Origin of the sequence: Marivita sp. S0852 (genome assembly GCF_046591575.1) — a bacterium.
Classification (GTDB): Bacteria; Pseudomonadota; Alphaproteobacteria; order Rhodobacterales; family Rhodobacteraceae; genus Marivita.
Genome location: NZ_JBIQWA010000015.1, coordinates 21,843 through 42,542, shown reverse-complemented (window position 1 = coordinate 42,542; position 20,700 = coordinate 21,843). Strand labels below are relative to the sequence as shown.

At 61.4% G+C, this 20,700-nt stretch carries 19 protein-coding genes; 8 read left to right on the top strand and 11 right to left on the bottom strand.

Going from position 1 to position 20,700, the window contains the following annotated elements; translation table 11 throughout:
- Nucleotides 1-7 precede the first annotated feature (7 nt).
- On the top strand, nucleotides 8-133 hold the full coding sequence (locus tag ACG74X_RS19885; protein ID WP_411237071.1) for a hypothetical protein: 126 nt from the start codon (nucleotides 8-10) through the stop codon (nucleotides 131-133).
- A 72-nt stretch (nucleotides 134-205) separates the two neighbouring features.
- Here the strand turns inward: ACG74X_RS19885 and ACG74X_RS19880 are convergent, their stop codons facing one another.
- The 5 genes from ACG74X_RS19880 to ACG74X_RS19860 form a co-directional block, all read right to left on the bottom strand.
- The gene (locus tag ACG74X_RS19880) at nucleotides 206-1,633 is read right to left on the bottom strand and encodes a mannose-1-phosphate guanylyltransferase/mannose-6-phosphate isomerase (protein WP_411237069.1); all 1,428 of its coding nucleotides are present in this window, start codon (nucleotides 1,631-1,633) and stop codon (nucleotides 206-208) included.
- 17 nt (nucleotides 1,634-1,650) lie between these two features.
- The gene (locus ACG74X_RS19875; protein WP_411237068.1) at nucleotides 1,651-2,481 is read right to left on the bottom strand and encodes a hypothetical protein; all 831 of its coding nucleotides are present in this window, start codon (nucleotides 2,479-2,481) and stop codon (nucleotides 1,651-1,653) included.
- On the bottom strand, nucleotides 2,478-4,925 hold the full coding sequence (locus tag ACG74X_RS19870) for a glycosyltransferase (protein WP_411237067.1): 2,448 nt from the start codon (nucleotides 4,923-4,925) through the stop codon (nucleotides 2,478-2,480). The genes ACG74X_RS19875 and ACG74X_RS19870 overlap by 4 nt, the downstream gene beginning before the upstream one ends.
- Entirely contained in the window at nucleotides 4,909-6,000 is a 1,092-nt protein-coding gene (gmd, locus tag ACG74X_RS19865) for a GDP-mannose 4,6-dehydratase (RefSeq protein ID WP_411237066.1), read from the bottom strand. The genes ACG74X_RS19870 and gmd overlap by 17 nt, the downstream gene beginning before the upstream one ends.
- A 387-nt stretch (nucleotides 6,001-6,387) precedes the next feature.
- A complete protein-coding gene (locus ACG74X_RS19860; RefSeq protein WP_411237065.1) occupies nucleotides 6,388-7,197 on the bottom strand; it encodes a hypothetical protein in 810 nt (269 codons plus the stop codon).
- 213 nt (nucleotides 7,198-7,410) lie between these two features.
- Between ACG74X_RS19860 and ACG74X_RS19855 the strand changes: the two genes are divergently transcribed.
- The 4 genes from ACG74X_RS19855 (at nucleotide 7,411) to kdsA (ending at nucleotide 10,939) form a co-directional block, all read left to right on the top strand.
- Entirely contained in the window at nucleotides 7,411-8,277 is an 867-nt protein-coding gene (locus tag ACG74X_RS19855; protein ID WP_411237064.1) for a glycosyltransferase family 2 protein, read from the top strand.
- Nucleotides 8,278-8,391: 114 nt separating this feature from the next.
- Nucleotides 8,392-9,342 carry an SIS domain-containing protein gene (locus ACG74X_RS19850; RefSeq protein WP_411237070.1) on the top strand — a complete coding sequence of 317 codons (951 nt, stop codon included), beginning with the start codon at nucleotides 8,392-8,394 and terminating at the stop codon, nucleotides 9,340-9,342.
- Nucleotides 9,339-10,124, top strand: a complete 786-nt coding sequence (locus ACG74X_RS19845; RefSeq protein ID WP_411237063.1) for a 3-deoxy-manno-octulosonate cytidylyltransferase — start codon at nucleotides 9,339-9,341, stop codon at nucleotides 10,122-10,124. The genes ACG74X_RS19850 and ACG74X_RS19845 overlap by 4 nt, the downstream gene beginning before the upstream one ends.
- Entirely contained in the window at nucleotides 10,121-10,939 is an 819-nt protein-coding gene (gene kdsA, locus ACG74X_RS19840) for a 3-deoxy-8-phosphooctulonate synthase (protein ID WP_411237062.1), read from the top strand. The genes ACG74X_RS19845 and kdsA overlap by 4 nt, the downstream gene beginning before the upstream one ends.
- Nucleotides 10,940-10,981: 42 nt before the next feature.
- Here kdsA and katG read toward each other — a convergent pair whose 3' ends face one another.
- Nucleotides 10,982-13,159, bottom strand: a complete 2,178-nt coding sequence (gene katG / locus ACG74X_RS19835) for a catalase/peroxidase HPI (protein WP_411237061.1) — start codon at nucleotides 13,157-13,159, stop codon at nucleotides 10,982-10,984.
- A gap of 105 nt (nucleotides 13,160-13,264) precedes the next feature.
- Here katG and ACG74X_RS19830 point away from each other — a divergent pair, with 105 nt between their 5' ends.
- Complete coding sequence (locus ACG74X_RS19830; protein ID WP_411237060.1) at nucleotides 13,265-14,197, top strand: hydrogen peroxide-inducible genes activator; 933 nt, start codon at nucleotides 13,265-13,267, stop codon at nucleotides 14,195-14,197.
- 84 nt (nucleotides 14,198-14,281) lie between these two features.
- Here ACG74X_RS19830 and ACG74X_RS19825 read toward each other — a convergent pair whose 3' ends face one another.
- The 3 genes from ACG74X_RS19825 to ACG74X_RS19815 all read right to left on the bottom strand — a co-directional run bounded on the left by ACG74X_RS19825 (nucleotide 14,282) and on the right by ACG74X_RS19815 (nucleotide 16,884).
- Nucleotides 14,282-14,890 carry a nucleoside triphosphate hydrolase gene (locus ACG74X_RS19825; protein ID WP_411237059.1) on the bottom strand — a complete coding sequence of 203 codons (609 nt, stop codon included), beginning with the start codon at nucleotides 14,888-14,890 and terminating at the stop codon, nucleotides 14,282-14,284.
- A 107-nt stretch (nucleotides 14,891-14,997) separates the two neighbouring features.
- Complete coding sequence (locus ACG74X_RS19820) at nucleotides 14,998-15,894, bottom strand: SecDF P1 head subdomain-containing protein (protein ID WP_411237058.1); 897 nt, start codon at nucleotides 15,892-15,894, stop codon at nucleotides 14,998-15,000.
- 537 nt (nucleotides 15,895-16,431) lie between these two features.
- Nucleotides 16,432-16,884 (bottom strand): hypothetical protein, encoded by a 453-nt coding sequence (locus ACG74X_RS19815; RefSeq protein ID WP_411237057.1) that lies wholly within the window; start codon nucleotides 16,882-16,884, stop codon nucleotides 16,432-16,434.
- Nucleotides 16,885-17,145: 261 nt separating this feature from the next.
- Between ACG74X_RS19815 and ACG74X_RS19810 the strand changes: the two genes are divergently transcribed.
- Complete coding sequence (locus ACG74X_RS19810; RefSeq protein WP_411237056.1) at nucleotides 17,146-17,334, top strand: PLDc N-terminal domain-containing protein; 189 nt, start codon at nucleotides 17,146-17,148, stop codon at nucleotides 17,332-17,334.
- A gap of 157 nt (nucleotides 17,335-17,491) precedes the next feature.
- Here the strand turns inward: ACG74X_RS19810 and ACG74X_RS19805 are convergent, their stop codons facing one another.
- Entirely contained in the window at nucleotides 17,492-19,423 is a 1,932-nt protein-coding gene (locus ACG74X_RS19805) for a fasciclin domain-containing protein (protein ID WP_411237055.1), read from the bottom strand.
- A gap of 164 nt (nucleotides 19,424-19,587) precedes the next feature.
- A complete protein-coding gene (locus ACG74X_RS19800) occupies nucleotides 19,588-19,725 on the bottom strand; it encodes a hypothetical protein (protein ID WP_411237054.1) in 138 nt (45 codons plus the stop codon).
- Here ACG74X_RS19800 and ACG74X_RS19795 point away from each other — a divergent pair.
- Nucleotides 19,724-20,689 (top strand): hypothetical protein, encoded by a 966-nt coding sequence (locus ACG74X_RS19795; protein ID WP_411237053.1) that lies wholly within the window; start codon nucleotides 19,724-19,726, stop codon nucleotides 20,687-20,689. The two genes, ACG74X_RS19800 and ACG74X_RS19795, sit on opposite strands and share 2 nt — an antisense overlap.
- Nucleotides 20,690-20,700 lie beyond the last annotated feature (11 nt).

The window sequence follows — 20,700 nt, the reverse complement described above, 5'->3', positions numbered from 1 at the left end:
TGGGTCGGTGATCCACCTGCGGCCCTCGGGCAACGCGCCGGAGTTCCGCTGTTACGCCGAGGCAGAGACTGTTTCACGCGCCGAGGCGTTGATGCGCGAGACATTACAAGCCGTGGCCCAGAGGCTGCGGTGATCGCCATTGGGGGCCAGCCCCCAAACCCCCGAGGTATTTTTGGCCCAAAGAAGCCAAGGGCCGTTCCGGGCCTCAGCTGCGCGAATAGATGTCTTCGTAGCGGATGATGTCGTCTTCGCCCAGATACGACCCGGTCTGTACCTCGATCAGAACCATCGGCACCTTGCCGGGGTTCTCCATCCGGTGCACCGCACCCAGCGGGATGTAGACAGACTGGTTCTCCGACACGAGCCGCACCTCGTCATCCACCGTGACTTTCGCGGTGCCGGCCACGACGATCCAATGTTCCGAGCGATGCACATGGCTTTGCAGCGACAGCGCCGCTCCGGGGTGGACATGGATGCGTTTGACCTGAAAGCGGTCCTTGAGGATCAGCGTCTCGAACCAGCCCCAGGGGCGGTAATCGACGGGCAGTTGCACCGCCTGTTTCGCATCGCGCGCCTTGAGCATATCGACCGCGCGGCGCACGCTCTGGCTGTCGGTCATATCCGCCACCAGCACCGCATCGCGCATCGCCACCGCGACCACGTTTTTCAAACCGATGCCCACCAGTTCGATCTCATCCGACTCCGAGCGCAGCAACGTGTTTTCACAGCCAATCGCGGTCGACAGACCGGCCAGAGCATTGCCATCGCCGTCCTGCGGGCTTTCCTGCCAGACGGCCTCCCAGCTTCCCAGATCGGACCAGCCGCCGCAGAACCGCACCACGCTGACATTGTCGGCCTGTTCCATCACCGCATAGTCGATGCTCTCGGACCGGACCTGCGACCAAAGGCCAGGATCAATGCGCAGAAAGCCCAGATCAGGCTCTGCCGCATCCATCGCTGCGCGTGTGTCTTTCAGGATATCCGGGGCATGGGCGTCAAAGGCCGCAATCAATGTATCGGCGCGGGTCAAAAACAGCCCCGCATTCCACAGGTAGCGGTCATCGGCAAAAAGCGTTTCCGCCCTGGCCAGATCCGGCTTTTCGATGAACCGCTCCAGCGCGTTGACGCCCGGATGCGTTTCCTGTCCGGCCTCCAGCCAGCCATAGCCGGTTTCCGCGCGGGTCGGCTGAATGCCGAAGGTCACGATCTGGCCTTGATTGGCGGCGGGGGCACCGGTCATCACCGCATCGCGAAACGCGTCCGGATCGGGGATCGCATGATCGGCGGGCACCAGAAGCATCAGCGCTTGCGCGTCGGTCTGCGCCAGATGCAACGCGGCCGCAGCGGCGGCAGGCGCGGTGTTGCGCCCTTCGGGTTCGATCAAAATGCCCGCGGGGCGGATGCCGCAATGGTCCAACTGCTCGGCCACGATAAAGCGGAACCCGTCGCCGGTGACGGCAAGCGGGGCGGCATAGCCATCGCCCGTCACCCGTTTTGCGGCTTCCTGAAACAGGCTCTCTTCGCCCAGGAACTGCGCGAACTGCTTTGGGTAGCTTTTGCGCGACAAGGGCCAGAGCCGGGTGCCGGACCCGCCGCATAAAAGCACCGGTGTGATGAGGGGAAGATCGGTCATAAACGCACTCTTATGGGTCAGACCGCCCGCAGCTTGCGCCCCCGGGCAGCGTATTCAGAAGAACCGAGGATCATCCGCTCGACCGCTGCAACCGATGGGGTGGTCTGCAATGCAAGCATATTCGCCTCAGACGCGTCCCGACCCAAAAGGCGGCGGAACACCTCGTTTACCTCCTGCCGGGTCAGTCTCAGTTTGTCCAGATAGTCAAACAACCGGGCGTCGTAATGGCGAAATTGCGTCACATCGCGGGGGGCGTGGACCCCGGCACCGGGCCGGGGCTGGACGCGCCGATGCGCCACCTCTTCGCCGTCAACCTGCGCAATGGTGGCGCGCAGGCGCTCCGGATCGGGCTGTGTCGGCGTGAAAGTGGTCAGCGCATAGCTCAGCGCGGTGACCGGATCGCGGATAAGATCCTCATAGGGAATGACCGTCTGGGTCCGCGCAAAGCCAGAGGCCACCCATTTGTCCTGAAAGGCCCTGTAGGCGGTGAATTGGGCGCTGGCGAAACCGGCAAAACTGTCAGGATCGTCAATGCCGCCTTCGCGCAGGTAAAGCTCAAAATTCGACACCACCGACGGCGCAAAGGCGCGGGTCTGGATCAGGTAGCGGTGCTGCGGGGTTTGCGGCAGCGTGCCATCAAAGTCGTGGTTCTTGGAATAGCGAATGTCGCCCGCCCGTTTGCAGGGGGCCCGGCCACAGCACTCGGCTTGCCCGTAAAAGCTGCAATAGGTGAATTCCGCGCCGAAATAGAGCCGCAGCAGCCGCGCCAGAAGATGATGCCCGGACCGGGGCCAACTGACCCCGATCACGTAAGAGGGGCGTTTGCGAAAGGGCAGGATATGTTTCATGCGGCCTGTTGCTTGTGCTGGCGCAGCACCGTTTCGATGCGGGTTGCATAGCGTTTGCCAATGGTTTCGGCCGATAGCCCCCGCATCACATGGGTTTGTGCCGTCTTGGCCTTGCGATGGCGCAGCGGGGCATCGGCCTGCATCTGGCGCAACAGGGTGACAGCGGCATGATGATCGGGGGTGCCCCACAGCCCGCCCTCGGGGGTGAACATATACGCATCCGGCTTTGGAGCGGTCAGCGTGGCGGGCACCAGCCAGGCGGTTGTGTCATCGCAATAGGCCAGATTGCCGGAATAGCCTGTGGCCAGCACCGGCACCCCCAGTGCCATTGCTTCGACCATGCCAAACCCCCAGCCTTCGGCGCGGTGCAACGACAGATAGGCATCCGCCCCCGCCATTATCTCAAGCAGCGCCGGGCGATCCATGGTTTCGTCAAGGATTTTGAACCGCGGGTCGCCTTTGGTCAGGGCCTCGATCTGGGCCCAGATCCGGTGCTGAGCCGGGTCTTGCACGCGGCTGCGGTTCTGGGTCTTGATCAGCAGCTGCGCCTCTCCCTGCACAAACGCCTCGCGGAACGCATGGATCAGTGCCAGAGGGTTCTTGCGCTGCACAAACGAAAAGCTGTCAAAGCTTGCCATACATAAAAACGCATCCGCCTGAAACCCGCTGCGCGCAACAAACGCGGCGCGGGCCCCGAGCGGATCGGTGTGTGGCACCACGTCATTGGGCAGCCCCATCACCCGGATCGGCCCGTCAAACCGATCCGCATAAATCGCCTTGCCATGTTCCGAGGCGGCCCAGACCTCGTCGATCATCTGCAGCGCCAGGGCATGACACGAGGCAGGGCGGGTCAGTTCCCAGAACATGTAGGCGGCCATGTAGGACCGGTCGGTGATATCCGGCGCATAGGCGGTCAGCAGCGGGATGCTTTCGGCATTCAGATGCAGAAGCGTAAACCGGGCCGGGCGCGCATCGGCAAAAGCCACATGCGGCACCTCTGTGTCCGGTGCCGGATTGTCGAGATCGAAATTCACCACCTGCAGCTCCAGCCCGGTGGTGTCCAACGCCGCAATCGAGGCCCGCATCGCCTGGCCCAGACCGCTGGTTTTGGTCACCGGGCCAATGATCTGCACATCCACCGGGCGCACGCCATGATAGGCCGGGGCAGGCAGGCCCGCCGCATGCAGGCGGTGGCCCTCGGCGGTGCGGCTGGTGAAATGGCGGGTCTGCATATCGTATCCCCGTCCCCGCAGGCAGGCGGCATAGTCTTTTGCAGAAATCCGCCGGTCCTGGTGATCGAGCTGTTTCACATAGGCCCCAAGCGGGGTCTGACGGTCTGCATCCTGTTGCAACAGCAGTTCCAGACTGGCCCGGGGCAGATATCTGAGCGTGTCGGGCCGCTCTGCGGCCCGCACCATCGCGGCCAGTGTGATATGCCGCCGATCATCTGGGTCGCTGCAGGAAAGCCGTGCCAGGGCCGGTGTCTCTTCTGTCCAGCGCAGCAGATAGCGCGACATGGCAAAGCGTCCGCCCTCGGGTTGCTCGGCAAGACGGGCGACATAGGTGTCGGGCACCAGACAATCCTCTGCGCTGATCGCTCGCGCCTGATGCACCGCCCACCAATACAGCACACTGTCCACCCAATCGGGATTGTTCAGATCCATCGCCTGCCGCAAATGCGGCACGCCGTGCAGCGCGGCCCATGTCGCGCGGCTCAGATGGGTGCGCTGGCCGGGAACAACCACAGGCGCATTCAGCCATTGGATCGCCCGTTTCGACAAGGGCGGTTTCAGACCGGTCCGCATCGGCGCATAGCTTGTCAGCATCCAGTGCAGAAAATGCGCCGCCTCTTCGGGGGCGGTCTCCCAGGGGAGCTGATCCTCCAGCCGGTAGCGCGGGCGCAGATAGGCCATATAGGCACAAAGCGGGTCGGGCAAAACGTCACCCGTCTCTGGATGCTGGTTTGCAAACAGCAGCGCCTGCCGTGATGTCAAAGCGGCCGGACCGGCCGGGGCCGGGACAGGCTTGGCCCGCAACGCAGCCACCCCCGGAGCAAGCGCATCCTGCTGAAGCGGCGGAGTTCGGGGGGCCGGGACAGGCCGCGCGACACCGGTGGGCCCGGTCACCCGGACATGCCCGATTTCAACCGGGCGGGGCCCGTCCATCCGGCAAACCCGCAGATGGCTGGCCCCTGCCGGCACGGCAAAGACAAATCCGCAGCGCCCGTCGGCAATCCCTGCCAGTTGCAGATCCGCCCGGAACTGGCTGGCCAGCGTGTCGGCGACACGCCCCCGTTGATCATAAAGCGCCACAGGCACCGGTCCGGCACCGGGTTTGGGCATGGCCCATCCCGCCAGCACACCGCCCTGAAGACCATCAAGATAGTCGCGCGTGCCGCGCAGGCGCCGAACCCCGCGCCGCAGGCGGTCAGGCCACCGCATCATAATCCGCGCGTGCCATCATTCCGGCCAGGCCGCGTACATCCACTTTCGGACGCCAGCCCAGCTGCGTGCGCGCCCGTGCCGCGTCTCCCACCAGCAGGTCAACTTCGGCAGGGCGGAAAAACGCCGGGTTCACCTCGACCACGGTGCGCCCCGAGCGGCGGTCGGTGGCCACCTCATCAACCCCGTCGCCTTGCCATTCAAGCCCCATATCCAGCGCCTCTGCGGCGAAATTCACAAAATCCCGGATCGGTGTGGTCACCCCTGTTGCCAGCACGTAATCGCCGGGCGTGTCCTGTTGCAGCATCCGCCACATGCCTTCGACGTAATCCCCGGCAAAGCCCCAGTCGCGCCGCGCACTCAGATTGCCCAGCTGAATGGGCGCATTGCCGCCCCGCGCAATCCGCGCCAGCCCACGGGTGATCTTGCGGGTGACAAACTCTTCGCCCCGCAATGGGCTTTCATGGTTGAACAGGATGCCGCAGGACGCATGCATCCCGAAGCTCTCGCGGTAATTGACGGTGATGTAATGCCCATAGGCCTTGGCCACCCCGTAAGGCGAGCGCGGGTAGAACCGCGTGTCCTCGGTCTGCGGCACCGCTTGCACCAGCCCGAACATCTCCGAGGTCGACGCCTGATAGAACCGCGTCTCGGGCGCCAGGCTGCGCAGCGTATCAAGAAGCCGCGCCACCCCCATGCCATTCACGTCACCGGCATAGATCGGCTGCTCCCAGGAGGCACCGACAAAGCTTTGGGCGGCAAGATTGTAAAACTCATCCACCCGCACATCGCGCAGCAGGCGGAAAATGTTGTTCATCTCGCTCAGGTCAAGATCGTGCAATATCACCCGATCCGCGATGCCAAGCGTCTCTAACCTTGCCTGTTCAGCCTGGGCATTGCGCCGGATGCCGCCATGCACCTCATAGCCCTTGTCCAAAAGCAACTGCGCCAGATAGGCCCCATCCTGCCCGGTGATCCCGGTGATAAAGGCGCGTTTGCGCGCCGGGGGCGGAACCGGGGCAACAGGCAGATTGGACAACACGGTTGCAGGGTCAGTTGCAGGAGCTGTGGGAATCATAAAAAGGCCTCACGCATAGGGTGCATTTGCCCTGTTATCCCCAGCAGGGAGTAAAAAATGTGTTAAGGTTAATGCGTGGGTAAGGAGAATTCCGGGTGTGTAAACCGAGAACTTGGTTTGTATGTCCAAATAGGACATCCATTTCAAAGGGTCGGGAAACCCGCAATGCAATGGCATCTGAGCTGCTGGGATGACGCGATCCCGGAACCGCCAAAGACCAAACAGCCAATGACCGTGCGAGTCGATCCCGACATCATCGACGCCTTCAAATTTCAGGGGCAAATTTCAGGGGCAAATCTCAGGGGCAAAAGACCACCTGGCTCGCAGGCATGCCGTGTTGCGATCCTATGTTGATGCACAAAAGAAACAGCAGCCGGCCCACAAAGCCTAACTTGGGAAGGGCGACTTGGGGCGGTCTGATTTCTCTACGGATACCACCTGCCATTGCAGCGTATCCTCTGTGAGCGCGACAGCCTCCACCGTGATGACCTGCCCCTTGTAGGTCACAACCGTCTGATCACCGGCTTCAAAGGTCCGAAGCGGGGTGCGGGTAAAGTTCAGACGCTGTTCGAATAGGGCCGCGTTCCGGCGCAGATCATCGCGTTGTAAGGCAGCGTCCTCGCAAAACACTGGCCGGTGCGGGGCATAGACATTAACGTCTTTCATGGCATAGGCGGTGAACACATCGAACGCGCCACCAAACCGGCGCGACTGAAGGGTTGCCTGTTTCCACGTGTCCAGACCTTTTTCAGTGACATAGAGGATGGCCACGGCTCCTGACATGGAATGCAGCTTTAGCCAATCCGCGTCATGGACCGATGCCAGCGATAGCCCCTGAATAGCGCGGTGGCGCGCAAGCGCCAGATTGTCATAACTCCAGGGCAGGCAGCCAAACGGCGAGACCGACAAATACACGATATCCGCATTCTCGGGCAGCGGCGGCAAGACTGCCGCGCCGGAAGCCAACTCAAGATCGTCTTCGAGGACCAGGCTGGGCCAGGCCGAGACGGCGTTCATAGCCTTGCGATGCGCAAGCGCACAGGCCAGTTGATGTGGCAGACCCTCTGTGCCTTCCGAAAATCGCACCTGTGTCAGGCCAATCGCCTTGCACAGAGCCTCAGAAGACGTTCGGCGCTGTTGCAAATGTGGCGGATTGATAATGATCGTTTCTGCAACTGCGTTTTTCAAATCGATCATATCAAGACCATTCATCTGGCGTTTGGTCATATTTGCAAGACGGGCAAGGGACTGTCTAGATCGTGGCCTCAGATCTATCCATAAAAACAGGCGCTTTACCTGACTTGCAGCAACACAGTCGGATGGCCCATGCGCATATGCCCGCCGCCTGCGCTTGCCCTGACACGGGCTTGCCCCTATTGAGGCCCCGCTGTTCACAAGTGCCTTTTTTAGATGACCCTGATTACCCTGACCTCTATTCCGCCGCGCTTTGGGCTGATCGGCCCAACGCTGGAAGCGCTTGTCGCCCAGGCGGGGGTGGACGCGGTCGAACTTTATCTGCCGTATCACTATCACCGGTTTCCCGATTGGGATGGCACGCTGCCGGATGTGCCCGCTGGTGTGAGCGTGCAGCGGGTTGAGCAAGATTACGGCCCCGCCACCAAGGTCTTGCCCGCAGTGCGGCGCTACCGGACCCAGAACCTGCGGTTGCTGTTTTGCGATGATGACCGGGATTACCGTCCCGGCTGGGCGCAGGGGCTTTTGGACGAGGCCACGCGCTATCCGGATCGCGCGGTGGCGCTGGCGGGTTGGGATATCGCGGGGCTGGCCAAACGGGCCGCCCATAACGCCCCCCGCCACGAACGCCGCTCGCGCATCTGGGATCTGACCTATCGCACCGAACGGTTGAAACAGATTCTCTCTGGTCAGGCCAAGGCCAGGCTGGCCCAGAAACCCCCCCGCCGGATCATTGCACAATCGGGATTTGCCGATGTGTTCGAAGGCTATGGCGGCGTTGTGGTGCGGCCGGACTTTTTTGATGAACAGGTGTTCGATATCCCGGCACAGGCGTTTCATGTCGATGATGTGTGGCTGTCCGGCGCGCTGGCCCGGCAGGGCATCGGCATCTGGCTTGCCGCCGATCAGCCCGAGCCAAAGACCACCGACGCCGACCGCGCCGCAGCGTTGTATCGTCACCGCGTGGCCGAAAAGGGCCGCTCCGAACTGGACGCTGCCGCCATCGCGCTGCTGCGCGACCGCTGGGGGCTGTGGGGCGGTGCCCAGGCGGTGATCCCGAACGGAGAGGCACGACAGGTGTGATCCGGGCGGACGCGGTTTCCAAACCGCGTGAAAGCGCCTTCGAAGGCGCTTGGCCCCGGTTGGACACCGGGCGCGCCACCCGCTATCACCGCGCAAACAACGCGGCAGGCCTGCATGACCGACACCCCCTCTGATATCGCCCGCACGGTGCTGACCACCGAAGCGACCGCCCTGGCGCAACTGGCCCAGACCCTGCCCGCCGATTTCGACGCGGTGGTCACGCGGCTTCTGACGCTGCCGGGCCGGGTGATTGTGTCGGGCATGGGCAAATCGGGTCATGTCGCCAACAAGATCGCCGCCACGCTGGCCTCGACCGGCACGCCGGCCCAGGCGGTGCATCCCGGAGAGGCAAGCCATGGCGATCTGGGCATGATCACCCGCAACGACGCGGTGATCCTGATCTCCAACTCCGGCGAGACGCGCGAACTGGCCGACATGATCGCCTATTGCACCCGGTTCGACATCCCGCTGATCGCGATCACCAAAAAACCGCACAGCACATTGGCCCGCGCCGCCGATCACCTGTTGCAACTGCCCGACGCACCCGAGGCCTGCGCCCTGCGTCTTGCGCCGACCACCTCGACCACGCTGACCATGGCGCTTGGCGATGCGCTGGCGGTGGCGCTGATGCAGCATCGCGGCTTTGACCGCGACAGCTTCAACGCCTTCCACCCCGGCGGCACTCTGGGCGCGCAGCTGTTGCGCGTCTCGGCGGTGATGCACCGCGACGATGCCTTGCCGATTGTGGCCCCCGATACACCCATGGGCGAGACGCTGGTGGTGATGAGCCAGAAAGGCTTTGGCGTCGCCGCTGTGGTGTCAGAGGGCACCCTGACAGGTGTCATCACCGATGGCGATTTGCGCCGCAACCTCGACGGGCTGACCGGGCGGACCGCCGCCGAGGTCGCCACCGCCAATCCCCGCTCCATCGCCCCCGACGCCCTGCTGAGCGAAGCGCTGGCCGAGATGAACGCCCACAAGATCGGCGCCCTGATGGTGACCGATCAGGGGCAGCTGGTGGGCCTGATCCATATCCATGACCTTTTACGCGCAGGTGTCGCATGAGTGCCGTTGTCTTTATCCCCGCCCGCTATGCCTCGACCCGCTATCCGGGCAAACCGCTGGTGGACCTGACCGGCGCGACGGGCCAGAAAAAGACCCTGATCCAGCGTGCGTGGGAGGCCGCCAAAGGCGTTTCCGGCATTGATAGGGTCTATATTCTGACCGACGATGCCCGGATTGCCGACGCATCGCGCGGCTTTGGCGCAGATGTGCTGATGACCAGCTCTGACGCCCGCAACGGGTCAGAGCGCTGTGCCGAAGGTCTTGCGCAGCTGGACAGTGACCCAGACGTGATCGTGAACCTGCAAGGCGACGCGCCGCTCACGCCGCACTGGTTTGTCGAAGCGCTGGTCGCGGCGATGACACCGGGCGTTCAGATGGCGACACCGGTGCTCAAATGCGACCGTGAAACGCTCACCAATTTCGTCACCGACCGCCGCGAAGGCCGGGTCGGCGGCACCACGGCCGTGATGCGCGCCGACAACACCGCGCTTTATTTCTCCAAGGAAGTGCTGCCCTATGTGGGCGATCTGCAAACCCCTCCGCAAGTCTGGCACCATGTCGGCGTCTACGCCTACACGCCTGCCGCCCTGCGCGCCTATGCCGGTTGGGACGAAGGCCCGCTGGAACGTGCCGAGGGTCTCGAACAACTGCGCTTTCTGGAAAACGGCACCCCGATCACCTGTGTCCCGGTCGAGGGCCGGGGGCGGGTGTTCTGGGAGCTTAACAACCCCGTCGATGTGGCCCGCATCGAAGAGGTTCTGCAACGGGAAAACATTACATGAAAACCGTCACCATCGGCGACATATCAGTCTCGAACACCGCCCCATTTGCCCTGATCGCCGGACCTTGCCAACTGGAATCCCTCGATCACGCCCGCATGATGGCCGAAAAGATCGCCACCGCCGCCGAGGCCACCGACACGCCGTGGATCTTCAAATCCAGCTATGACAAGGCCAACCGCTCGTCACTCTCCGGCAAGCGCGGTTTGGGTATGGAGGAGGGGCTGACGATCCTGTCCAAGATCGGCGCGGAATACGGCGTGCCGGTGTTGACGGACGTGCACGGCCCCGACCAATGCGCGCCCGTCGCGCAAGCCGTCGACGTGCTGCAAATCCCCGCGTTTCTGTCGCGCCAGACCGATCTTCTGCTGGCCGCCGGCGAAACCGGCGCGGCGCTCAACGTCAAGAAGGGCCAGTTCCTTGCCCCCTGGGAGATGGAAAACGTTGCCGCCAAGATCGCCAGCACCGGCAACACCCGCATCCTGCTGTGCGAACGCGGGGCCAGCTTTGGCTATAACATGCTGGTCTCGGACATGCGCTCCCTGCCGATCATGGCGCAGACCGGCTATCCGGTGGTGTTCGATGCCACCCATTCGGTGCAATTGCCGGGCGGGCAGGGCACGTCCTCGGGCGGACAGCGCGAATTTGTGCCCCCTCTGGCGCGGGCTGCCGTCGCTGTGGGCTGTGCGGCGGTGTTTATCGAAACCCATCAGGCCCCCGACACCGCCCCCTGCGATGGCCCCAACATGGTCCCGGTGGATCAGCTTGAAAGCCTGCTCACGGTGATGCGGCGGATTGATGGGGTGGTAAAGGCGTAGAAACGTCTCTGGGCCACCGAAAGCGACCCAGAGACAGAGCGTTTACGCGACCAGATCAAACCGGTCGGCATTCATGACCTTGCTCCAGGCGGCCACGAAATCACGGGCAAACTTTTCCGTGTTGTCGTCCTGGGCATAGACCTCGGCATAGGCGCGCAGGATGGAGTTGGAGCCAAACACCAGATCAGCGCTGGTTGCGGTCCATTTCACCTCGCCCGTCGCACGATCGCGGATTTCAAACACCCCGTCATCAACCGGGTGCCAGCTGTTGGCCATATCGGTCAGGTTGACGAAGAAGTCATTGGTCAACTGGCCCTCGCGGTCGGTGAACACACCGTGCCCGGTGCCGCCATAATTGGTGCCCAGCACCCGCATACCGCCCAGCAGAACCGTCATTTCCGCCGCTGTCAGACCCAAAAGCTGCGCCTTGTCCAGCATCAGTTCTTCCATCGACACCGCGTACTGCTCTTTCTGGAAGTTGCGGAAGCCATCGACAAGCGGCTCCAGCACGTCAAAGCTGGCGTGATCCGTCATCTCGTCGGTGGCATCGCCACGTCCCGGTGCAAACGGCACCTCGACGCTGTGACCCGCCGCTTTCAGAGACTGTTCCAGCCCAACATTGCCCGCCAGCACGATCACATCCGCAACAGAAGCCCCGGTTTCGGCGGCAATCGGCTCAAGGATACCCAGCACCTTGGCCAGACGCTCTGGCTCGTTTGCCACCCAGTCCTTTTGCGGGGCCAGACGGATGCGCGCGCCATTGGCACCGCCGCGCTTGTCAGAGCCGCGGAAGGTACGGGCACTGTCCCAGGCGGTGGCGATCATCTCGGCCGCCGTCAGGCCGCTATCGGCGATCTTGGCTTTGACCGCATCCACATCATAGGACGTGTTGCCTGCCGGGATCGGATCTTGCCAGATCAGATCCTCGGCGGGAACGTCCGGCCCGTAGTAATTGACCTTTGGGCCCATGTCGCGATGCGTCAGCTTGAACCAGGCGCGGGCGAATGTGTCGGCGAAATACGCAGGGTCCGCGCGGAATTTCTGGCAGATCTCGTTGTAGATCGGGTCAACCTTCATCGCCATGTCGGCATCTGTCATCATCGGCATGTCGCGCTTGGACGGATCAGAGGCGTTCACCGGCTTCTTGTCTTCCGGCATGTCGACAGGTTCCCACTGGTTCGCGCCGGCGGGGGATTTGGTCAGCTTCCATTCGTAATCGAACAGATAGTCGAAATAGCCCATGTCCCACTGGGTGGGGTACTGTGTCCACGCGCCCTCAAGGCCAGAGGTAAAGGCATTGGCCGCTTTGCCCTCCATGCCGGGGTTGTCCCAGCCAAAGCCCTGGGAATGGACCGGGCAGCCTTCGGGCGCATCGCCGATCTGGTCATGCGCGCCACCACCATGGGCCTTGCCCACCGTGTGCCCGCCACAGGTCAGGGCCGCGGTTTCCTCATCATTCATCGCCATCCGCGCAAAGGTCTCGCGCACATGCAGGGCTGTGCGGGCCGGGTCGGGCACACCGTTCACACCTTCGGGGTTCACATAGATCAGACCCATGTGAACAGCCGCCAGCGGGTTATACATCGTGCCCGGCTCGTCCAGATCGCCATAGCGGTTCTCGGATGGGGCAAGCCATTCGTCTTCTGCGCCCCAGTTCACATCCGTCTCGGGGCCCCAGATGTCTTCGCGGCCAAAGCCAAAGCCAAAGGTCTTAAAGCCCATGGATTCATACGCCATGTTGCCCGCAAGAATGATCAGATCCGCCCATGACAAAGCGTTGCCGTATTTCTTTTTCACCGGCCACAGCAGGCGGCGCGCCTTGTCGAGGCTGGCGTTGTCCGGCCAGGAATTGAGCGGTGCAAAGCGGATGTTGCCGGACCCGGCACCGCCGCGTCCGTCACCCATCCGGTACGACCCGGCCGAGTGCCAGGCCAGACGGATCATCAACCCGCCATAATGCCCCCAATCCGCAGGCCACCAGTCCTGACCATCGGTCATCAACGCTTTGACGTCGGCCTTGACCGCGTCGTAATCCAGAGCCTTGACCGCCTCGCGATGGGAATAATCCTCGTCCATCGGATTGGTGCGCGCCCCGTGCTGGTGCAGGATGTCCAGATTAAGCGCCTTGGGCCACCACTTTGTAACGCTGTTGCCGGTGCCGGTATTGCCACCATGCATGACCGGGCAGGCACCCGTTTTATCAAGATTATTGCCGTCCATGATCATCTCCCCTCAGAGTCTGTCATTCTATGTCTGGAATCGTTCTAAACGCTCAGACTGATAAACTCCAATTGGATGTTCTTACCAATCTGATAAGCTAAGCAAATGATAGGACTCACCCTCAAACAGCTTCGCTATTTCGACGCGCTGGCCCGGCACCAGCATTTTGGCCGCGCCGCCGAGGCCTGTGCCATTTCGCAACCGGCGCTGTCGCTGCAGATCAAAGAGCTTGAGACGTTGTTCGGCGCGATGCTGGTCGATCGCAGTGCGCGCAAGATGCGCCTGACCTCGCTTGGGGAAGACGTGGTGCGTAAGGCCCGCGAGGTGCTGGTCGGCGTGCAAGAGCTGGAAGACCTGATGCGCGCGGCCCAGGGCCCGCTGGCGGGGCGCTTTCGGCTTGGTGTCATCCCGACCGTGGCCCCCTATCTGCTGCCCCAGACCATCACCGCGCTGACCGCGCGGTTTCCCGAGGTCAATCTTGAGCTGCGTGAAACAGTGACCAGATCGCTGGTCGCGGATCTGCTGGATTCGCGGCTGGATGCCGCCATCGTGGCGCTGCCGATCTCTGAACCGGCCTTGCAGGAATTTGCCCTGTTTGAGGAAGATTTCATTCTGGTGCGCCCCGCGCAGGATGCCGATAAACCTGTGCCAGACCCCGAGGCGCTCAGGACGATGCGGCTTTTGCTGCTGGAAGAGGGGCATTGTTTCCGCGATCAGGCGCTGTCGTTTTGCGATATGTCCTCGGCTGGGTCGCTGGCCCAGTCCGCGACCCAGCCACGCCAGCTGATGGAAGGCAGTTCGCTGTCCACATTGGTGCAGATGGTGGGGGCCGGGATGGGCGTGACCCTGATCCCGGAAATGGCGCTGCCGCTGGAAACCCGCGCGGCCAATGTCTCGACCGCCCGCTTTCCGAATCCGCGCCCGACACGCACCATTGGCATGGTCTGGCGCAAGACCAATCCGCTGGCCGATCAGTTGATGCAGGTGGGGGCCATTATGCGCGGCGTCGGGATGCGCAGGGTCGGGCAGGGGCCGTGACCACCGGGGCGACTCTCCATATCACCCCGATATCGCCGCCTCTGACATTGTTGGCCCGATCTTTCGACCAAATATCCCGCCCGGTCAGGCCGTATGTGTCACCACCAGATCCGCAGGCAGGGCATGGGCCGCAACAAAGGCGGCATTGGGCAGGTCATTGCTCTGTGCCCGCGCCAGCGCCTCGGCTTCGGAAAACCCGTAAGAGACCCAGCGCTGCACCAGCCTGTCCCGCAGCACGTCCTGGGGAACGGACAGCTGAATGCTGAAATCCCATAGGTCTGACAGATCCCGCCAATGCGGCGCATCCAGCAACAGATAGTTGCCCTCGACCACAACGGTCTCAACCTCTGGCCCCACAACAGCGGCACCGCCCAGCACAAGATCACGGCTGCGATCGAACACCGGAATGACAATCTCGTCCTCGGTCCTCAGGCGCCGGATCAGATGCACAAAGCCCGCCGCATCAAACGTCTGGGGTGCCCCTTTGCGCGCCCGCAATCCCCGCTGTTCCAGCACCCGGTTATCAAGATGAAACCCGTCCATCGGCACCACGGCACAGGTGTCCTGCATCCCCGCCAAAGCCTCTGCCAATGTCGATTTCCCACTCGCCGGCCCCCCACACAACGCCACCAACCGACGCCGCCCGGAAAACGGAACATGCTGGATCTGAGAGAAAAGAGCGTCAGGGGTCATACATCCTCGGATAATGCGTTTTATGTTGAAATGGCAATGTTTGACCCTGTTGGCGGCAAATATCTAATTCAGATGCCCGAGATTGCTCTCGAAACTGAGCTGCTGGGCTAGTTAGGCAGATTCAACGGCGGGCTAATTTCCCTGAATTGGACCACTTCTAGTTCTACTGCAAAAGAGCCGGTATTAAGAATAGCTGCTAATCTATCAGCGTCGCTTTTATTGAACCTTCCTGCAATAAGCCCTTCGTCTGCAGGGATACGAACTTCGTTTCTAATCGTTGCAACGACTTCTTCGTCCAAGACAACTGCGGCTATTCCTCCAAGGTTGTTTTGCGTGTGGGAGGTTAGTTTTTGAGCTCCGTCTGCGCTTAAACGAAAGCTGATCGCTGGGTGACCATTCAAGTCAAAAGTGCTTTCAAAACCTATAAAATCGACGTTTTCTATTATGTTACTTTGCTCCACTATGAAGTAAGAATTTTGTTCACTTCTTGCCGGCAACAAGTCGTTCCCACGCCCTGCATCAGTTCCACGGTTTTCCGTACGTCCAATTACTGATCTTAAACTAATTTTCCCCTGAGTTTCAAAAAGACCGATCAATTCATTAGCCGGAGCTGTATTGAAACCAAGAAAGCGAATAACGCCGTCCCCCACGTCCAAAACATCAATCCGGCCATCTTGCAGTCCGAAAGCGGCTAGGCGCGATGCAAGCTCTAGAGAGGCTGTGTTTACCAAATGTGAAGAAATAGCCTCCGAACTCTCTTCGTCGAATGCTACAACGACACGATTACCCGAAACTTTGGCTTGCACAATCGCTTCAGGAACCTCTGAGAAGTTTGGAACGTCGGAAAGTGCATTGGAAACAGCCTCCAATGCTTGCTCTGCGCCAGATACTTCCGAAATCAAGACATGCAACTCACCATTAAGCCTCGGTTCGCGCGAGATAAACCCGACACTGCTCCGTTCTTTCACAAGTGCGCTACGTATAGTCGGCCACAGAATATCCATGTGGTCTGTTTTTGCACTAGCTATGTTTGGGCTCATGACGAAGTATACACCTCCCTCATTCGTGTCGGCACCGTCAGCGGATACCATCGATGACCAGATACAGCACAGGAAGACCCAGGCCGTTCGGAAAACTGCTTTTTTTACACTAGCCATTCTTAGTCCCTTCACGGGCGATAAATGCCCACGTTACATTTGTTGGTCTATGATTGGCTGACCGCTGCTTGATATTCAATATCGATTACGGCCGACGCCCGTTTCTATGTTTCAGCCATTTGGACAAAAACCCCTTATTGGAACCTACGTGTCAAAAACGGTGGATTCTGACCACCCTGCTCTCCTGAAATCGATAGCTTAGCCGTGTCGCAAACCCTGAGCGAAACCCCAGAGGTTTTGACATGTTTCTCCACATCTGGCTTGCCTCCGGAGGCATCGAAGTGCCCTTCCATGCAACGCGCCTTTCATGACGCGTAAGGAAGGGTAAGAATAGCTGCGGCGACGGCCATGCTGTCCTTGTGATCGCGAAACCAGGGGGTGGCTTCAGCCCTTTGGCAAGCCGGCCGACATCAGCGCGGCATTATGGGCGTCGCAATCCAGAATGGCGTAAAGGCTCGACATCACTCTCCAGTCAAGATGCCCGTGGCGACGGATGATCCAGTACACCGGATAGGGGGTGCGCGACAGCGGGCCTGTTTCTGACAGCAGGCGCGCCACATGGGTCGATCCGATGGTGTCGGAATCCAGAAACCGCGCCTCGATCACCGACCGGGCCAGATCGACCACAGCCCGGCTGTCATAATAGCGGCGCACCTCGTCAAAGACGCCACGCAGCTCGTCGGGTGTTTCCAGCAAACGGCGGCCGGATTTGGTCTCGATCAGATGCGGCAGGCCGTAACATGCGCGAAACGCGTCAAAAGACCCGGACAGCACCGCACGGCCGGTTTTGAACAACACCTCATCAACAATTTCTTCTGCGGCACAATCCTGAGACATGGCAGGGTCTCTACATCACCTCAAAAGACCAAATTATGGAGTTTTCGCGGCGAACGGCCCGGACGTTGCGTCAAGGGCCGGCTCTTTGGCCGCCCCAACCCTCGATACCCGCCCCAATATTGGCCCCGATACTGGCCCCGGTATTGGCCCAAACAGTCGCGCCGGTGCCAAAGCCTGCAGACACCGTCGGGAACAATACAGCGCGGTCAACGGTTATCCCGTCAGACAGACAGTGAAACAGACATGAAAGGCGGCACTCGAATGGAATATGGGCTTCTTGGAATTCTTGTCCTGATCGCGGATATCTACGCGTTGGTCAAAACCTGGCAAAGCGGTGTTTCGACCGGCGCAAAGCTGCTCTGGACCCTGCTGATCCTGCTGCTGCCGGTGCTGGGCTTTATCATCTGGCTTATCGCAGGCCCCAAGGGTGGCGGTCGCGTCAGCGCCTGACGCAGACCCGATACCGGATCTTCAAAAACATCAGGCCGGGGATCATCCCCGGCCTGTCGCTTTGGCCAAACCCCGGCCTGTCAGGGCGTGACGCCCAGGGTTTCGAAAGGCAAGGCGCGCAGTTTCACGCGCCCTGCCCTGTGATAGCGGTGCCCGATCACGCCACCGCAAACGGATCGTCAATGACGCCCACAAGCGGGAAGGTGAATGAGGTGTCGCCTGTCGGGTCGTTGGCATCGGCCGCCGCATCGGCGATCAGTGCCTGCGCCTGGGCCAGACCTCCCGGACGATCTTCATCATCATAGGCCGCCATCACCTCTTCGGCATCCTCGACATCGTTCAGACCGTTGATCAGCGCGAAGGACACGCCGATATCGCCCTTGTCCTCGATCGTGCGCACATCCTCGGGCGATCCGGTATCCGCCCGCGCGCCTTCGATCAGCGCCAGCATGAATTCAGGCCGCGACACCGTGCCCGCATCAAGAGTGCCGACCCAGAAATCACGCCCGGCCTGATCGGGCTCACGTTCGAGGAAGTTCTGATAGGCCATATCGACAAACTCCCCGGACGACAGATCCGCCGGCATCTTTTCCTGCGTTTCGGGCTGGTCAAAGAACTCTGCCGCAATCTCCGACAGGCTCATGCCGTTATTGAGCGATGTGCCCCAGAACAAAAGCCCGCCCGCATCCGGGGCCCGGTCGAAATAGGCCACGTAAAGCTCGGTCAGCACCTGCAGCTGATCGGCCTCTAGCTGTGTCGCGCCTTCCAGCACCGACAGATCCAGCGTGCCATCGTCCAGCTGCACAAACTCGATCCCGTTCAGCCTGTCCGTGCCTTCGGCAACATCGGTCTTGTCGGTGGCGGCAACACCCTGGGTCGAGAACTGGAATTCGAAATCGTCCAGATCGCCGTCGATAATGGCAGTGTCCTGACCGTCGCCGCCGACAATCACGTCGCTGCCGTCTTCGCCGGTGATGGTATCATCCCCGCCTGCCGCATCGACATAATCGTCATTGTCCCCCAGAACAAAGCTCTCGTCGGTGTCATCGCCGATCACAAAGGCCACCGGGTCTTCATCGCCATTGGACGGCAACAGATCCTGCGGGATCAACACACCGTCGATCACATGCACAAAACCGTTCGATGCCGCGATATCGGTGGTCACGATATTGGCGTTGGGCAGGTCGGGTTCATTGTCGACAAGCGCGGTCCCGTCAACACCCAGCTCTGCCTCCGAAAGCGTGGTGATACTGGTCGAGCCCAGCACCGCATCCGCATCCAGCGCACCAGGCGCCACATGATAAAGCAGGATATCCGAGAGCAACGGCACCGGATCATTGCCACCGCTCAAAAGCGTCACCGCCTGCACGATATAGTCGAACGCACCGGCTTCGTCGCTGCCCTGAAAGCCCAGCTCCTGGGCTGCTGCAACAAAGGCCGCATCAGTGGGTGCAAAGGCTGTCAGGCTGCTGTCGGGATCGTTCAGCGCCTCGGTCAGCCCCGCCGCCGTCAGCGCGTTCAAAAGCAGATCGAAATCGGTGGCATCATCGTCAAACGTGCCCCCGCTGGCGGCGACAATCTCGGCGATCGTGTCCCGGTCGTTGTCCGGAATGTCGATCGGCAGCAGCACCCGGTCGATGCCCTGAATGATGCCATTGTCGGCCATGATATCCGGGGACACGATTTTCGGATCAAGCAGATCCGGCTCGCCATCCACCAGCACACCCCCCGATGGCGCAATCTCGGCCCCGTCCAGCAATGTGCCTATCGCTTCTGAACCGGTGATCGTCGGTTCGGTCCGCCCGCCCGGTGCCACGTGATACTGCAAAATATCCGTAAGCAGCGGGATCGGATCACCATCGCCCAATTCGGACAGCGCGCCTGAGATAAAGTCAAAGACCGCATCCTCATCGCTCTGGTCACCCTCAAAGCCCAGATCCACCGCCAGCGCGGTGAACGCGGCATTGGTCGGGGCAAAGACGGTGATGTCCTCAGAGGTGCGGATCGTTTCGGTCAGCTCGGCGGTCTCCAGGGCCTTCGCAAGGAGACTGTACTCCTCTGTTCCGGCTGCAATGTCGACGATATTCATAAGCGCTCTCCTGTTGCTATGATAAAGGATACGCTTTGTGTATGGTCCCGGATGCGCGCCTCAAGCGGTTCTGTCGCTTACGTGATCAATGCGTCAGCGTTCGCGCAAAATCAGGGCCTTTTCAGCGGCTTTCCGCAATCACGCACCGGGCAAACCGGCGATAATCATCCAATGCGGCCCTCCCATGCCGCCCCGCATCCCGCAGGTCGCACACGGATCGCACATGGCCCCGAGGCCGGGCCGCGCACCCCCATATCCAGCGAAGTGCGCATATCCGGGCCTTCGGCTATCCTGCTCGCCATGACCGCGCGTTTCCTGTTGCATATCGGGGCCAACAAAACCGGCACCTCGTCGATCCAGCGCATGCTGGTGGACAATACCGCAGCCCTCGCGCGGGCCGGCTGGACCTACCCGGATGTCCACCTGATGCACTGCGCGCATCACGCGCTTGCCTATGCGCTGGCGGGCCACCCCACACGCGGGCTGCCAGACGGCTGGCGCGGCGCATGGGCACAGGCCACCGCCGACCCGTCACAGCGCGTCGTGATCTCATCAGAGCTTTTCTTTCGCAACGTCCCGCCCCGTGCTGCCGCCACGCTCTTTCCGCCGGGACAGACCCGCATCGTGCTCTACCTGCGCGACCACCTGTCCTATATGGCCAGCTGGTATGCCCAGGCGGTGCAGGAACGCAACCTCACCGCCAGTTTCGACGATTACATCCGCCTTTTCCCGCAGGCCTTCGACACGTTTCTCAAAAGCTGGGAAGCGGTCTACGGGGCCGAGGCCATCACCCTGCGCCCGTTCCGCCGCGACGCGTTTGCGGACGGCGACATCCGGGCTGATTTCCTCGCACAGATGGGCGGCATAGACGGCATCACCATGCCCAAAGCGGACAGCAACCTGACCATCTCAGGCAATCTGTTGTTCTTCAAACGCCTGCTTAATCACGTCATGAGCTATGAAGAGGCGCACAGCCATCCCATCCCCGACGAATTCGGCGCTTATGCAGAGCTGCGTGACACCTTTCGGGGCCGGTTTGAAACAGGCCCTGACACAGCCACGCTCGTCTCTCAAGTCTTCGCCCGGGACCGTGCGGACCTGATGGCGCGCGGCCTCGATCTTGGCCCGGTGCCCCCCCATGTCACCGGCCACCCCTGCCCCAATTACGACACGCTGCAATCCGATGTCGCCCTGATCGCACAGGTCGCCGAGGACACAAACAAAACCTTCCTGCCCTACGCCCGCCGCCTGCCGGTCTGGCCCTAAAGCTCTTTGGC